The organism is bacterium (genome assembly GCA_027622355.1).
In the GTDB taxonomy this organism is placed as follows: Bacteria; UBA8248; UBA8248; order UBA8248; family UBA8248; genus JAQBZT01.
The window spans coordinates 1-14563 of sequence record JAQBZT010000036.1 but is presented as its reverse complement, the minus strand read 5'-3'; the positions used below and the strand labels follow the sequence as shown (position 1 = coordinate 14563).

General features: G+C 63.6%; 20 protein-coding genes. 14 read left to right on the top strand and 6 right to left on the bottom strand.

The annotated features are described in order from the left end of the window. The coding region (locus O2807_03795) for a cysteine hydrolase (GenBank protein MDA0999628.1) at positions 1-525 on the bottom strand (525 nt) is incomplete at its 3' end. 157 nt (positions 526-682) lie between these two features. On the opposite strand from O2807_03795, the gene O2807_03790 reads away from it, so the two are divergent. The 6 genes from O2807_03790 to O2807_03765 all read left to right on the top strand — a co-directional run bounded on the left by O2807_03790 (position 683) and on the right by O2807_03765 (position 5331). Next, the gene (locus tag O2807_03790; GenBank protein MDA0999627.1) at positions 683-1780 is read left to right on the top strand and encodes a hypothetical protein; all 1098 of its coding nucleotides are present in this window, start codon (positions 683-685) and stop codon (positions 1778-1780) included. Between the two features lie 10 nt (positions 1781-1790). Further along, entirely contained in the window at positions 1791-2075 is a 285-nt protein-coding gene (locus O2807_03785; GenBank protein ID MDA0999626.1) for a hypothetical protein, read from the top strand. 21 nt (positions 2076-2096) lie between these two features. Beyond that, complete coding sequence (locus O2807_03780) at positions 2097-2318, top strand: hypothetical protein (GenBank protein MDA0999625.1); 222 nt, start codon at positions 2097-2099, stop codon at positions 2316-2318. Between the two features lie 15 nt (positions 2319-2333). Next, positions 2334-3563 carry a CoA transferase gene (locus tag O2807_03775; protein MDA0999624.1) on the top strand — a complete coding sequence of 410 codons (1230 nt, stop codon included), beginning with the start codon at positions 2334-2336 and terminating at the stop codon, positions 3561-3563. Positions 3564-3727: 164 nt separating this feature from the next. Continuing rightward, entirely contained in the window at positions 3728-4057 is a 330-nt protein-coding gene (locus tag O2807_03770) for a hypothetical protein (protein ID MDA0999623.1), read from the top strand. Positions 4058-4338: 281 nt separating this feature from the next. Beyond that, entirely contained in the window at positions 4339-5331 is a 993-nt protein-coding gene (locus tag O2807_03765) for a fumarylacetoacetate hydrolase family protein (GenBank protein ID MDA0999622.1), read from the top strand. 3 nt (positions 5332-5334) lie between these two features. On the opposite strand, the gene O2807_03760 is transcribed toward O2807_03765, so the two are convergent. The 3 genes from O2807_03760 to O2807_03750 are packed head-to-tail and all read right to left on the bottom strand — an operon-like array spanning position 5335 to position 7110. Further along, positions 5335-5724, bottom strand: a complete 390-nt coding sequence (locus O2807_03760) for a hypothetical protein (protein ID MDA0999621.1) — start codon at positions 5722-5724, stop codon at positions 5335-5337. 9 nt (positions 5725-5733) lie between these two features. Continuing rightward, positions 5734-6237: a glycine/sarcosine/betaine reductase selenoprotein B family protein gene (locus O2807_03755; protein MDA0999620.1), complete on the bottom strand. Its 504-nt coding sequence runs from the start codon at positions 6235-6237 to the stop codon at positions 5734-5736. A gap of 42 nt (positions 6238-6279) precedes the next feature. Next, positions 6280-7110 (bottom strand): maleylpyruvate isomerase family mycothiol-dependent enzyme, encoded by an 831-nt coding sequence (locus O2807_03750; protein ID MDA0999619.1) that lies wholly within the window; start codon positions 7108-7110, stop codon positions 6280-6282. Between the two features lie 276 nt (positions 7111-7386). Between O2807_03750 and O2807_03745 the strand changes: the two genes are divergently transcribed. From O2807_03745 to O2807_03715, 7 genes are read left to right on the top strand one after another with little or no spacing between them, the layout of a single operon-like run. Further along, a complete protein-coding gene (locus O2807_03745; protein MDA0999618.1) occupies positions 7387-7887 on the top strand; it encodes a hypothetical protein in 501 nt (166 codons plus the stop codon). A gap of 18 nt (positions 7888-7905) precedes the next feature. Then, the gene (locus tag O2807_03740; protein MDA0999617.1) at positions 7906-9234 is read left to right on the top strand and encodes a radical SAM protein; all 1329 of its coding nucleotides are present in this window, start codon (positions 7906-7908) and stop codon (positions 9232-9234) included. Then, complete coding sequence (gene rimO / locus O2807_03735; GenBank protein MDA0999616.1) at positions 9231-10649, top strand: 30S ribosomal protein S12 methylthiotransferase RimO; 1419 nt, start codon at positions 9231-9233, stop codon at positions 10647-10649. The genes O2807_03740 and rimO overlap by 4 nt, the downstream gene beginning before the upstream one ends. Then, positions 10633-11085 (top strand): isoprenylcysteine carboxylmethyltransferase family protein, encoded by a 453-nt coding sequence (locus tag O2807_03730; protein MDA0999615.1) that lies wholly within the window; start codon positions 10633-10635, stop codon positions 11083-11085. The genes rimO and O2807_03730 overlap by 17 nt, the downstream gene beginning before the upstream one ends. A 29-nt stretch (positions 11086-11114) precedes the next feature. Continuing rightward, entirely contained in the window at positions 11115-11357 is a 243-nt protein-coding gene (locus O2807_03725) for a hypothetical protein (GenBank protein ID MDA0999614.1), read from the top strand. 42 nt (positions 11358-11399) lie between these two features. Next, positions 11400-11663, top strand: a complete 264-nt coding sequence (locus tag O2807_03720) for a hypothetical protein (GenBank protein MDA0999613.1) — start codon at positions 11400-11402, stop codon at positions 11661-11663. Between the two features lie 47 nt (positions 11664-11710). Then, a complete protein-coding gene (locus O2807_03715) occupies positions 11711-12391 on the top strand; it encodes a hypothetical protein (GenBank protein MDA0999612.1) in 681 nt (226 codons plus the stop codon). Positions 12392-12401: 10 nt separating this feature from the next. On the opposite strand, the gene O2807_03710 is transcribed toward O2807_03715, so the two are convergent. After that, positions 12402-13292 carry an MBL fold metallo-hydrolase gene (locus tag O2807_03710; protein MDA0999611.1) on the bottom strand — a complete coding sequence of 297 codons (891 nt, stop codon included), beginning with the start codon at positions 13290-13292 and terminating at the stop codon, positions 12402-12404. A gap of 389 nt (positions 13293-13681) precedes the next feature. Continuing rightward, positions 13682-14107, bottom strand: coding sequence for a hypothetical protein (locus tag O2807_03705; GenBank protein MDA0999610.1), 426 nt, complete (start codon positions 14105-14107; stop codon positions 13682-13684). Positions 14108-14145: 38 nt separating this feature from the next. Between O2807_03705 and O2807_03700 the strand changes: the two genes are divergently transcribed. Beyond that, positions 14146-14563, top strand: a 418-nt coding sequence (locus O2807_03700; protein ID MDA0999609.1) for a hypothetical protein, incomplete at its 3' end; no start/stop codon positions are given.

The window sequence follows — 14563 nt, the reverse complement described above, 5'->3', positions numbered from 1 at the left end:
GTAGGCGTCCCGCGCCGTACTCTCCACGCAGATGTTCGTCGCCACCCCGGTGAAGATGAGGTACTGGATGTCCGCCGAGCGGAGAATGCTCTCCAGCGGCGTGCTCGTGAAGCCGCTGAAGCGGGGCTTGGGCACGACGATGTCCCCCCGCTCGGGCTTCAGTTCGTCCACGATCTCCCAACCCCAGGTGTTTTCGATGATGAGCTGATCGCCGTAGTCAGGGTTTTCGCGGAGCATCCGCAGGGCCATGTGGCGATTGTAGTTCGGCGACTTTGGCCCGCCCGCATCGGAGAGGTCCGCCTTGTAGCCGAACTGGAGGTAGATCACCTTCACCCCCGCCGCCCGGACGCCGGGGAGGATGCGCCGGTGGGCCTCGATCACGGGCTGTGCGCCCGAAACATCCATCCCGGCGAGATCGAGCATCCCCCCTTTCGAAACGTATGCGTTCTGCATGTCCACCACGATGAGGGCCGTACGGGCCAGATCGATTTCCACGTTGCCGGGCCGCGCCGTCAGGGTGACCATATTTCCTCCTTTGCCGGAATCTGCGTTATTTAGGGAAGTATACCAAACATCCCTGCTCCCTCTCCCCGCCGGCGGAAAGCTCCTGTATGATGCCAGAAAATACTCCTTCAGCGATGGCCGGGCATGAGACTGCAGGCCCCATCGGGAGATTGACGGTATGACCGCCCCGACAAGCGAAACCACCCCCGCGGATGCGGACCTGATCGAGCTCTACTACGAAAAGGGCTACTCGGACGGCCTGCCGGTCGTGCCGCCCACCCCGGAGAAGATCGCGGCGATGGTGGCCGCCCTGGGCGGTGCGCCCGATCTCATCGAGTGCCGCGTCCCCCCCCGGTGGGGAAACCTCACCCGCGAGGTGCTGGCCATCAACATGGTGATGGCGGGCTGTCTGGCCGGGTACGCCCCCGTCGTGCGCGCCGCGATGCGCGCGCTCTGCGATCCGCACTTCAACCTGAACGGCGTCCAGGCGACGACCCACATGGCCGCGCCCCTTATCGTGGTGAACGGCCCGGTGCGAAAGGCGATCGGGATGAACGCGGGCTGCAACGCCTTCGGCCCCGGCAATCGCGCAAACGCCACCATCGGCCGGGCGATCCGCCTCGTGCTCCTCAACGTCGGGGGCGGCTGGCCGGGCGAACTCGATAAGAGCACTTTCGGCCATCCGGGCAAGTACACCTACTGCGCCGCCGAGAACGAGGAGATCAGCCCCTGGGCGCCCTATCACGTGGAACAGGGCTACGCCCCCGAGGACAGCACGGTGTTCGCCATCGCGGCGGAGGCCCCCCACAGCGTGACGAACCACGTGTCGAACGATCCGGAGGGCATTCTCGACAGCATCTGCTCGGCCATGAGCACCATCGCGCACAACAACGCCGTCAGCAGCGGCGCCTGCACCGTCGTCATCGGCCCCGAGCACGCCGCCACCATCTCCTCGAAGGGCTGGACCCGCCACGATGTGAAGAGCTATCTCTGGATGAACACCACGAATACCTTCGGCGACATCACGTTTCATGGAAGATACGGAAAAATCTACAACCGGAACCTGCCCCGCTGGTACAAGCGGGAAGAGGGTGCGCGGATTCCCATCGTCCCCGCGCCGTCCGATATCCATCTGTTCGTCATCGGCGGGGACGCCGGCCGCTTTTCGGCCTTCATCCCCGGATGGGGGCACATGACCCGGCCCGTCCTGCGGGAGATCGACGGAAAAGCCCCGGTCGAAGGCCCGGTGTGTGTGGATGGAACCTGCCATTTATAGGGAGAGCCAGATGAGCCAGATCATTTACGACCCGCGCGGTGTGGTCGAGGCCGAGCCCCGGCCCCTCTCCCCGCGCGCGCCGGCCCTCAAGGGGCTGCGCCTCGGGGTGCTCGACAACACGAAGTGGAACGGCAGGCGGCTGCTCGAAAAGACGGTGGCGCTTCTCGAAGCGGAGGGGCCCTTCGCCGAGGTCCGCTACTACAAGAAAGAGAGCTTCTCGAAGAACGCGGCGCCCGAGCTGCTCGATCAGATCGCGGAGGAGTGCGAGGCGGTCCTCACCGCCATCGGCGACTGAGGATCGTGCACCTCGTGCTGTATGCACGACGCGATCGCCCTGGAGGAAAAGGGAATTCCGGCAGCCGTCATCGTGACCGAGACGTTTCTCCACGAGGCCCACGTGCAGCGGGCGGCCCTCGGCATGGAGGGCATCGACCCCGCCGTCATCCCCCATCCCCTGAGCACGATCTCGGACGCGGAGATCGGAGCGCGCGCCCAGGCCGCCGCGCCGCAGGTGAAGAAAATTCTCTTGGGGAAATAAGGATAGGAAGGCAACATGACGAAACCGCTCGAAGGGCTCCGCGTTCTCGATCTGACCCAGTATCTCTCCGGCCCGCAGGCCACGCTCTTTCTCGGCGGGCTCGGCGCCGAGGTGATCCGGGTAGACAACCCCGCGGGCGACCCGGTGACGCGGACGCCTCCCTTCGCGGGCCCGAAGGGCGTCTCCCTCCGCCGGCAGACGGAAGAGGACCTCAGCGTTTTCTATCTCAAGCGCGCCCGCAACAAAAAAGCCATCACGCTGAATCTCAAGGAGGAGAAAGGCCGCGAGATTCTCTTCTCGCTCGCCGAAAAATCGGACATCCTCGTGGAAAACTTCTCCGTCGGCGTCACGGAGCGGCTCGGAATCGACTACGCCGCCGTGCGGGCGAGATGCCCGAATGTCATCTACTGCTCGGTGACGGTCTACGGGCAGACGGGCCCGGACGCCCACCTCAAGGGCTACGACACGATCACCCAGGCCGCCTCGGGGCTGATGAACCTCACCGGCTTTCCCGGCGGCCCGCCCGTCAAGGCGGGCTCCGCCCTGGCCGATTCCATCGGCGGCGTCTTCGCCTTCAGCGGGATCATGACCGCGCTCTACCACCGCGAGCGCACCGGCGAGGGGCAGCACGTGGACATCTCGATGACCGACTGCCTGTTCTCCCTCATTTTCGACGAGCCGCTCGATTGCTACGAAGAGATGGGACTCCCGCCCCGGATGGGCAACCGCATCATGCGCATCTCCCCGTTCAACGCCTATCCGGCCAGGGACGGGTGGCTCGTCATCGCGACCGGCACCAACGCCCATTGGCACATACTCGCGCGGACCATCGGCCGGCCGGATCTCATCGAAAAAAAAGAGTACGCCAACATCGAAGACCGGCTCCCCCACAACGAAGAAATCGACGGCATCATCACAGGCTGGACGCGGGAGCGGAGCGTCGAGGAGGCCATCCGGCTCCTGCAGGCGGAGGGCGTCATCTGCAGCCCGGTCCGCACCATCGAGGACATCAAAAACTGGCCCCACCTCCGGGAGCGGGGCATGCTGACCGACCTGCTCCATCCCACGGCCGGAAAAGTGCCGGGCGCCCTCGCCCAAGGCTTCCCCATCCGCTTCAGCAAATCGCCGGGCGCCTACGAATCTCCCGCGCCGACCGTCGGGCAGCACAACGATGAGATTTACCGCGATGTCCTCGGCTTCGGGCCGGAGGACATCGCGCGCCTGAAGGAGGAGGGCATCGCCTGATCCCGCCTCGCCCCCGCCCTTCCCGCTCTCTTTGGGCACTCTCTGCCTGGAATAAAACACGCGGATGTCGTTGTTTTATAGGGTAAGCGTCTTTCTGCGAACCGCGCATCCGGCAGTGCCCTGTTTCACCCGGGCCGCACACCACCCAGAGGAGACACCTCCCCATGAGCTATCCCCAAGCGATTGTGATTTCATCCGCTATTTTCGCCGGTGCTTTCCTGATCACGGGCATGGGACAATCCCAGCCGGCGCCCCCCGGCCCGCGCTACCAGATTGCCGCAACGCCCGGGCGCTCGGTCGCCAACGTCTGGCGGATCAATGTCGTCTCGGGCGAAATCTATCGGTGCTTCGCGACGGGAGGGCGCTACAGCGGCCTGTGCCGGAAAGCGCGGATTGTCGACTCCACAACAGGGGCCTCCGATGAAGACTCCGGGCCGGCCCCCGAGAGCGCCCGCCTGCGCGGAGAGAGAAAAACCGCGTTTTCATGGGAATGATGACCGGCCTTCGCGGGCATTCATTGCTGTATGGGCCAGAGCGATATGTATTTGAAACTGTCTGGACACATGCATGCCCTCCCCCCCCGGGAACAGGGGGCTTTCTGGCCGCACCGAAAACCCCGGACAAATGCTCTTGCGTTCTAAACCGTGCTCGTTGGCCTTCATGGCACTATAATTCCGATCCGCCGCCGGAGGCGGGTTCCTCCCTCCGCAAAACGTAGTATCATCTCCGGATTCACCATCCGCATTCGTCTCCCTCATTCGCGGAGAGGATCCTCATGCGCATCTGTACCTTCAGCGCGGGCGGCACCCCCCGGGTCGGGCTCGTTTTCGGAGGACAAATCGCCGATCTCGAGCTCGCCTATGCCCTCACGTTCGTCGATCTTCCGCCGATGGAAGCCATCGAGCGCGCCTCCGAGGAAGTGCCGCCGACCTGCGAAGCCTTCCTGGCCGATCTGGCCAGCGGACGGTTGGTGGCCGAGGAAGCCCTCGCCGCCCTCGAGCGCCACAAGCGACGCCGCCAGCCCATGCTCTTCGACGGGTTGCCGGTCACCTACGCGCCGGAGGGTGTGCAGATCCTTCCGCCCGTTTTGCCGCGCACCCTCTTCTGCATGGCGCGCAACTACACCGAGCACGCCGCCGAAATGTCCCTCACCAAGCTGCAGGATTTCAAGGAAGAGCTTCCGCTTTACTGCTTTCTCAAGCCCCCGACCTGCGTGGGCGGGCCCTACGACACCGTCCGCTACCCGGCCTCGATGAAAAAGATGGACTACGAGCTTGAGCTCGGGGTGATCATCGGGCGGGGCGGGCGCCACATCCCGAAGGAAAAGGCAATGGAGCACGTCGGGGGCTACACCCTTTTCAACGACATGAGCGACCGGAGCACGATGGGCGGCGGGAAGTTCATCGACTGGTTCGCCATGAAGGCGCCGGACGGATTCGCCCCGATGGGCCCCTACATTCTCCTGCCCGGAAAAGACGTGGACCCCCACAACCTTCGTCTCAAGCTCTGGGTGAACGGAGAGCTGCGGCAGGACGCTACGACCGGGGACATGGTCTGGAAGATCGACGAGCAGATCGCCTACCTCTCCACCATCGCCACGCTGCAGCCGGGCGATGTCATCGCGACAGGCTCCCCGGCCGGGAACGCCGCCGTCTGGGGGAAGTACCTCAAGTCGGGCGATGAGATCGAAGGGGAGATTCACGACATCGGCCGGCAGAAGTTCAAGCTGAAGGCCGAAAAACCGCACTACACCTTGTACTCGGACTAAGACCTACAGCTCGCGGTCCTCATCCCGCAACAGCTTCTGGAATTCTTGCGCCGGGTTCTTGCCCTCGGCTTCCATTCGCTGGCGCTCGGCCACGATGGGCGAGGGCACGGCGGGATGCCACTTCGTCTCCTCGGGCGATTGGTGCCACGCGTAGGGAAGGTGGCGGTAGGTGTTCGGGCCCTCCGCCGTCTGGAGCAACTCCATCAAATCATCGCACACCGCCCGCTGGCCCGCGCGATCGCCCACATCCCCGAGGAGCCTGCCGAAGGGATACTGGATGAACGCCGCCCGGGGGGCGCACAGGCGCTCGGTCTGATCGGGATTGTTGCTGATGGAGACGGTCGAGATGCCCGCCCTTTCGATCTCGCGCTGAAGCAGTCCGCCGGACCGCATGCAGAGCGGTCAGACGGGAACGATGAAGGCGGCGTCCACCCCTTCCGCCTTCATCTTCTCGGCCATGAGCGGGGCCGTCTGCTTGATGAGCGGATTGAAGTTCGGGATATAGCCCATGATCGAGTAAAGGGTATCGGCGAGGCTTCCGATGACGCCCTCTTTTTCGTAGTCGAGAAAAATGTCCACCGGCCAGGCGACGTTGCGGTCCTTCGCCAGATAGCTGGTATCGATGTGGATGTGGCTGTACTCGACATCGTCCTGCCCCGCCGTCCGGGGAATCTCCCGGTGGGTGGGATCGCCCCAGGTGGGCTCGCGGCGCTCGCGCGCATAGTCGAAGGAGACATCGTCCTTCACGAAAATACCCGCCGTCGAGATCAGCGTCACCTTGCACTCAGAGAGCGGCTTCTTGAGCGGCGTCCAGGGGGTCTTCGAGGAATCGCCCTGCCTTTGCGCGAGGATGCGCTCCTTCTGGCCGGGATGAAAGTGATAGCCGTCTACTTTTGCGATGAGCATCGCCCGCTCCTTTTCCGAAAGCCTGCCCCCATCCTACGCAACTCAATATTTCGTGTAGAGCACATCCAGAAGCTTCATGGCGAGGTCAACGTTTCCGCTGACTTGAAGCCTGTCCGCCTTCTTCATCGCCTCGCGCTCGGCGCGCCCGAAGATCAGCAGCAAATGGGCCTCGCCGTCCGCCCCGATCTCGGCGTCGAAAGCACCCGCGGTATCGGGAGACTCCTCCGCCTTCTCCCCGGAGACACGCAGCGACCAGGCGGCCTCCGGCGACTTCGAGCGGAAAAGGAACCGCCCCTCGAAGGGAGGCTTCTCCCGCCAGCCGAAAAAACGGGCCTGGTTCGCAGGAATGAAGGCGAGCATCCCCTCGACCCCCTGCGTCTCGACGCGGGCGCTTGAATCCCGCCCCCGGCGGATGTCCCAGTCGTGAACGACCATCTCCACCAGCCGCAGCCCGATCCAGGCGTCCAGCCGGACGAGGCCGCGGGGGTGGTAGCCCAGCTTTTCGAGGTCCCCGGCCTGAATCCGCTCCAGGGCTTTCTGTACTTCCGCCGCCGAGGAATCAAAGGCGTCCATCATCTCACCGCGCGGCAGGGCCATCAGTTCCTCGCCCTTTTGCCTGCGGAGGGCGTGGAACTCCTTGGCGTCCTTCCCGTAGAGCGGCTCGGGCGGCAGACCATCGAGGGCGCGGTTGACCGAATTCGCATAAAAAGAAGCGCCCGTCGTCACATGGCTCACCACATTCGCGGCATCCCAGCCGGGGCAAAAGCTGGGCGTCTTCCAATCGTCCTCGCCGAATCCCCGCCAGATTTTCAAGAGACGCGCGGTTTCCGAGCGCACCAGGGAAACGCGCGAGAGGTAAACATCAGGGGTCAATGCCTCACTCCTTAACTTTGTGTATCGCGGCAGAAAACCTCGCCTTGCTTTCCCATTTCCAGACCTGCGGCTGTGAAAGAGAGAAGGAATGAAGTATACGTTTCAGGGCGCAAGAGTCCAGAGACGGCCGGGAAGGAGCCGCGTCTGCTGGCCGGGCTGTTGCGGATTTGATAGGGTACAGGGAGAGGAGCTGCTTCCCTACATTTTGACCTACATTTTTGAATTTGTGTGAGATCTGCCGCCCCTAGGGGCAGCAGATTTTCCGGGAGACCCCCCATGTTTCCGCCCTCAGTCATCCAGCGGGCCTTCCTTTCCGCCGGATTCGCCCTCGCCCTGGCCGGCTGTTCCACTTCCTCCCGCCAGGCGGCGGAGGAAACCGTGACGCTTCCCGCCCGGGCGGTCGAAAAGGGCGCCCAGGGCATCGGCGCCATCGGCCGGGGGGCGGGCCAGTTGAGCGAAAATCTGGTCGGCCGGCTCCTTCTCGACCGTAACCGCCATCAGCTCCTCCGCGAGCACCGCGAATTGTCCGGGCACATGGCGGAACTCACCACCTACATCCGCGAGCGCGGGGTACCGCTGGAGCCGGATGAAAAGCGCATCCTCCGGGACGCGCAGGATGGCCTCGCCGTCGCCGGCCGCCAGCTCGAGGAGAAGCGCATCCCCGCGCAACAGGGGTTGGACATCCAGCGCCATCTCGACAAAGTGCGCAACACCTTCGTGCTGCTTCGCCAGGCCCACAACACGCCGCGCTACCGCGGCTACATCGCTCCCCGCTAGCGGCCGAGGACACATCCCATGCCCCCCTTGATGGTGGCCGCCGATCCGGAAGGCAACATTTTCGAGCACCCGGACCTGGAAATGGTGGGCGCCCTCGGGTCAGAAGTCGTCGCCCCCGGCCCCGAAGAGCTCTCCCCCCTTCCCGAGGGGAGCAAGTTCTTCACCATCCCCGACAGCTTTCCCGTGGGCGGCGACCCGGAGGCGGACGAGCTCATCACCGTCGAGGAAGCCGACTGGGGCCAGGGCGCCATTCCCCTGCAGGCGGCCTGCGTCTTTCCGGCTCCCGGCTATACCCGCACGCTCCTCCCCTTCGCGGAAAGGAACGAGACCGCGCCCCCCCTTCCTCTCTGGGCGTATACCGCGCTCGGCTTCGATCCGGACAGCGGAAAATTCGTATGCGCCGCCGTCGAGGTGGACGATCTGCCCAGATGGCGCCCCGAGCAGTTCGACGACCGGGGGCTCCCGGAGCGCATCGCCGAGATGAAGGGAAGGCACCCCAAAAACAGGCTTGTCCCCCATCTTGAGTACTGCGCCACCGAGTCGCATTGCTTCGCGGCAAAAAACTTTTTCCAGGAAAGATGGGAGATGGGCATCCCCATCGCCCCACTCTGCAACGCCGACTGCCGGGGCTGCATCTCCCTCCAGCCGGACGGCCTTTTCCCGGCCAGCCACCCGCGGATTCCCTTCGCCCCCTCCCCCGAGGAGATCGCCCAGATCGCGGCGCCCCACCTCGAGGGCGCCGAAAAGGCCCTCGCCAGCTTCGGCCAGGGCTGCGAGGGCGAGCCCCTCCTTCAGGCGGGCGTCATCGAGCGCGCCTGCCGGCTGATTCGCGAGAAAACAGGGCGCGGCACCCTCCACCTCAACACGAACGGGAGCCTGCCCGAGACCATTCCGAAGCTCGCGGCGGCGGGCCTCGAGAGCATCCGCATCAGCACGAACAGCGCGCTCCCCGAATGGCACCGGGCCTACTACCGGCCCGAGGACTACGGCCTGGCCGAGGTCGAGGCGTGCGCCCGCGCCGCAGTGGACGCGGGCCTCTACACCCAGCTCAACTATCTCGTCTTCCCCGGCGTGACGGACCGGGAGGCCGAGGCCGAGGCCCTGCTCGCTTTCTGCGAAAGAACCGGCCTCCACGTCCTCCAGATGAAAAACCTCTGCATCGACCCGGCGCTCTACCTCCACACCCTCGGCGATGCCGAGGACAAGGGAGAGGCCATGGGCATCGTCCGTCTCATGGAAATCCTCCGCGAGGAGCTTCCGGGCGTGGCGCTTCGCTACTTCAACCGGCCGAAGGAAGAATGGCACCTCGACCCCCGCGCCTCGGCTCCCCTGGGGGAGGCGCCGTGAGCGATCTTCTCCAGATTCAGGACAAGAGCGAGATCATCCGCCGCGCGGCGCCCGCGCTTCCCGCGGATGCTCCCGCCGCTGCCCTCATCTCCCTCGGCTGCGCCAAGAACACCGTGGACAGCGAGATCATGCTCGCCGCCCTCGCGGACGCCGGCTACCGCCTCACGGGGGACGCCGGGGAAGCCCAGGTCGCCATCGTCAACACCTGCGGCTTCATCGAGGACGCCAAGCGCGAATCCATTGACACCATTCTGGAGATCGCCCAGCTCAAGGAGAGCGGCAATCTCCAGACCCTCGTCGTCGCGGGCTGCCTCGCGGAGCGCTACCGCGGCGAGCTCGCCCAGGGCCTCCCCGAGGTGGACCTCTTCATCGGCACAAGAGAATACGACCGCCTGCCCGAGCTTCTCGCCGCACGCGCGGAGGGCGCCCTCCCCGCGCGGGAGGCTTTCTCCGACACCCTCATGGACTACGGCAGAAGGCTCCCCCGCCTGCTCGCGGAGCCGGGCCCCTCGGCCTACCTCAAAGTCGCCGAGGGCTGCTCCCGGCCCTGCACCTTCTGCGTCATCCCGAGGTTCCGGGGAAGGTTCCGCTCCCGGCCCGTCGATATCGTCATCGAGGAAGCCGAGGCGCTCGCCGCGGCGGGAGTGAAGGAGGTCAACCTCCTCGCCCAGGAGATCACCAGCTACGGCACCGACCGGGGGATGGGCTTCTCCCTCGCGGGGCTGCTCGGGCGGCTGAACGATGTGGAAGACCTCTCCTGGATCCGTGTCCTCTACAACTACCCGCGCGGGGTGACGGACGAGCTTCTCGACGCCTTCCGCGAGCTGCCGAAGGTCTGCGAGTACGTGGACATGCCCCTCCAGCACATTTCGACGAACGTCCTCGCCGCCATGCGCCGCGGAATTGACGAGAAAGAAACCCGCGATCTCATCGCGCGCATCAAAAAAGAAATCCCCGGCGTGGCCCTTCGCACCACCATGCTCGTCGGCTTCCCCGGCGAAACGGATGAAGACTTCGAGCTCCTCCTCGATTTCGTGCGCGAGGTGCGCTTCGCGAGACTGGGCGGCTTCGTCTTCTCCCCGGAGGAGGGCTCCATCGCGGCGCGGCTGCCCGATCAGGTGCCGATCGCGGTGCGCCGCGGGCGGCTCCGCGCGCTTCAGGCGGTGCAGACAGAGATTCAGAAAGAAGAAAGCGAAGCCCTCATCGGCAGAACGCTGGACGTACTCACCCTCGGGGTGACGGCGGAGGGCCTGCTCCACGGGAGGACGCGCCACCAGGCCCCCGAGGTGGACGGGGAGGTCTTTCTCGATGAAACGGAAGCCGCGCCCGGCGATATCCTCCCCTGCGAGATCATCTCGACCGACGGGGTGGACCTCGTGGCGCGGGGGCGGGGGGCCGATGAAGGAAACGATTAGAAACCGCCCGCCCCTTCAGGCGCTCTTTTTTCTTCTCCTCGGCATTCTCTTTCACCTCCGCCTCAGGGGCTGGACCTTCGCCCCGCCCGGGCTGCTGATCGCCGCCGCGCTCTTCATCGCGGCGGGCCTCGCCCTCCTCATCATCGCCGCGATCCAGTTCACCCGCGCGGGCACCCCGCTCAAGCCCGAGAAGACCCCCGCCTGCATCGTCGAGCGAGGCCTCTACCGCTTCAGCCGCAACCCGATGTATCTTGGGATGGTTCTTTTGCTCATGGGGGGCGCCCTCGCGCTGGGCTCCCTCCCCGCCTTCACCGCGCCGATCGGCTTCGCCCTCGCGCTGAACCTCTATCAGGTCCCCCGCGAGGAAAAAGAGCTGGAAGCGCAGTTCGGCGATCTCTACCTGGAATACGCCCGGCGGGTCCGCCGCTGGCTCTAGACAGCTGGCTCTAGAAAAAGGAGACCGAAATGCCCCGCATCCCCGAACTCCCCGACGACGGCAACGAAATTGAAGTGCAGGAGTTTTTCGAGAAGCAAAAAGAAACCTACGGCTTCATCCTCAACCCCCAAAAAATCTACGGCTACCGGCCCTCGATCATGCTCGGCTACGCCGCCCTGAGCGACGGCGTGAACGACTCGGGCCTTCTCCCCGATGGCCTCAAGGCGATGCTCTGCACAAGGGTCGCCACTTTCAACGGATGTCCCTTCTGAATTGACATCAATTCATCCCGTGGGATGAAAGAGGGCATCGCGATGGAGAAATTCGAGGCGCTCGCGGACTACGAGACCAGCCCCCTCTTCGATGAGAAAGAGCGCGCCGCCCTCGCCTTCGCCGACCGCATGACCCGCACCGACGCCGACCTCGACGACGCCACATTCGCGCGCGCCGCGAAGCACTTCAGCCACGAAGAACTCGTCGAGCTCGCCGGCGTTGTCGCCCTCGAGAATTTCCGCTCGAAATTCAACAACGCGTTTCGTGTGGAAAGCCAGGGGTTTTGTGTTATGAGGGAGAAGTAAAAGCAACTTTAATTCTTCGACCATAAAACTGATGGATTTCAACTACTATGTCTTACGCTCAAATAGATAACTACTGTGATTTTTTCAAAGAAAAAATCGACGAAATCTCTTCCCTCGGCATTGATCCTCTTTACAAAAAAATCTTAATTGTCACCATTATTGACACATTATCTATTCCTAGATTTCCAAATAGAAATAACCGGTATCGTTTCACTAAAATCATTGAAACCTGTGGGCAATGGAAAAATGCTACAAGGATTTGTCTCCCCCAATTACTTCTTAACCTAAGAAACGAACCCGCCACCTTAGGAGGTAGCCTTGAAAGCGAGGTTGCTAGAAGAATTGGCAGCTGGTCATCTGGAAGAATTTATGGAATAGATGTTGTTGACCCCTGGCTAACCGGAATTGTTTCAAGCGCTACAACTACTCAAGAGGAAAAATGTATCTTAAATAATTCTCAATCAAATCTCTTCTACCTGTATCGCAACCACATAGTTCACGAATTCAGAGAACCAGGGCAAAGCATCCCTGTTTTTGGCAATCCAAATCCTCATTACCATATGCATACAGTAATTGGTGGACCTACAACATGGGAACTTGTTTACCCGGTAGAATTTATTATTCTAATCACCAAGAACATTTTAGATTCTTTGAAAATTTATCTTTATGGCCATTATTTAGACCCCTATCAATTTTACAACTTCGGTTCTTTGTGGAGTCGAAGATAAAAAATCCCCCCTACCCCCCTCTCGCTTGATCCAACGAAATCGTTTCCCCGGCCTTTCCCCTGAACTCGTTGTAGAGTTTCAGAACCGCCTGCTCGACGCGGTCGGGCTTCATCCAATCGGCATAGCCGCCGAGGGGGATTTCCTTCGCGGCGCGGCGGGCAGGCATCCCGGCCTGAAAGCGCTTTCGGGCCTCGCGGCGGATTTTTTCCAGATAGCCCAAAGTTTCCTCCAAGCCGCGCCGGTCGGTCACCGGGCCGTGGCCGGGGATGATGTGGCGGATCTTGAGCTTGAGGAGATCGCGGGCGATCCGGATCCAGCCGCCGATGTCGGCGTTGAACGTGGCGGGGGTGACGAAGTTGAAGCAGATGTCTCCGGTGTAGAGCACCTGCGCGTCCGGCACGTAGAGGATGGTGTCGCCCGGCGAATGCGCGTGGCCGGGGTGGCGCAGCTGGACGGCGCGCCCGCCGAGGTGAAGGGTCATGGCCTTCTCGTAGGTGGTATCGGGGAAGCGCTGCTTCAGGCCGCGAAGCTCTTTCGCGAACTCGGGATTCACCTTGCGGAAATGGGCGAGGTCGAGGCCCGAGGCGATCATGTGCGCCCGCATGGTCTCTGAGGCGATGACGGGAATCTCCTTCGGGAACCAGGCGAGGCCGAGGGTGTGATCGGCGTGGTGGTGGGTGCAGACGATGTGGCGGAGGGGCTTTTTCACCGCCTTCGCGATCGCCCGGCGGAAGGCCTGGGTCATCGGGCGCACGTAGAGGGCGTCCACGGCGAGGGCGGCGTCAGCGCCGGCGATGAGGCCCGCGTTCGAGACGTTGAGGCCGCCCCCCTGGATGTAGGCCCAGCAGCCGGGCGCCACCTTCACAAGTCCGGTTTTCCACTTCGTCAACACCTTGCGCATCTCATTTTTCTCCCCGTTCTTCCCCCTCTTTCGCGCTTTTTGTCCGGTGGAGGAAATCTGCCATAATGCGGAACGATTATCGAGCGCATTGGGGGTCGTGCGGGGCTCCTCAAGGGATAATTCGGGACCCGTGCGGGGTTCTCGAAAGAGGAGTGGTGGCCTCGGGTTCGCCCCGGGATTCCTGTCTCCGCGCGGCTCCCTCCTTTCGCGGGGCGGGCTTTTCGCGGGGCGGGGGCTTTCACGAGACGAGCGCCGCTCCCTCGACGACAACGGCCACCGCGTCTTTCACGCCCTCTCGCTCGATGAGTTGAAAAACCGGGTTTTCCAGAAAGAGCTTCACACGGCCAAGAAGAGCTTCACGCGGCGGCGAAGACCGAGCCGGCGGCGGGCTAGGCCCGGCGCTTTTCCATCCACCATCCGGCGGCGAGGATGAGGGCGGCGTTGAGGAGGTAGGCGAGCCAGACCTCCCAGCGGGCGAGATAGGCGAGCGCGCCGCTTGCCCCGGCCCGGTAGGAGATGTCCACCCAGAGATTGACGGCGCTCAGGCCGCCGGCGAGATTCCCGGCCCCGGCGATGCGGTTCCCGGGAAGGTCTGCGGTGTAGAAGAGGCCGATGATGAGCGCGATGAGCACGCCCGGGATGAGGAGATAGCGGCCCGGGCGCGCCGCGCCGAAGATGTCGGTCATGATGGCGGCGGCGAGGCCCAGGCTGATGACGTGAAAGGCGACGCAGACGATGAGGCGGGCCCATTTGCGCACTTCATTCCGGGCCAGGAGCCGCTCATGCCATCCGCCGCGGGGGGGTGTACCCTGCAAGTGATCGATCTCCTCTTTCACGCCACGGGAGGTGCCCGGTGCCGAAGGTGATTCGCCTCTATGTGAAGACCAGCCTCTTTTTCTTTATCGTAACGTTCGTCTCGGGCGCCGGCTTCATGCTGGTGAACGCGCTGTGGGGGGCGCGGATGCCGCGCGACCTGCTCCTCCTCCACGCCCACCTGGGCTTCGTGGGCTGGCTCGCGATGATGGTGATGGGGGTCGCCTTGTGGATGTTCCCCCTCCAGCGGGGCGCCCATCCCGAGACGAAGGGACGCTACCACCTGCCCTCGGTCTACGCGGTCTACTATCTCATAACGGGCGGGCTGGCGCTCCGCATCCTGGGCGAGCCGTGGTTCTGGCGGACGGGGGCGCAGCCCGCGCGCTTTCTCCTGATTCTTTCGGCGCTGGCGCACCTGGCGGGCGTCGTCTGGTTCGTGATTGCCATCTGGCGCCGGG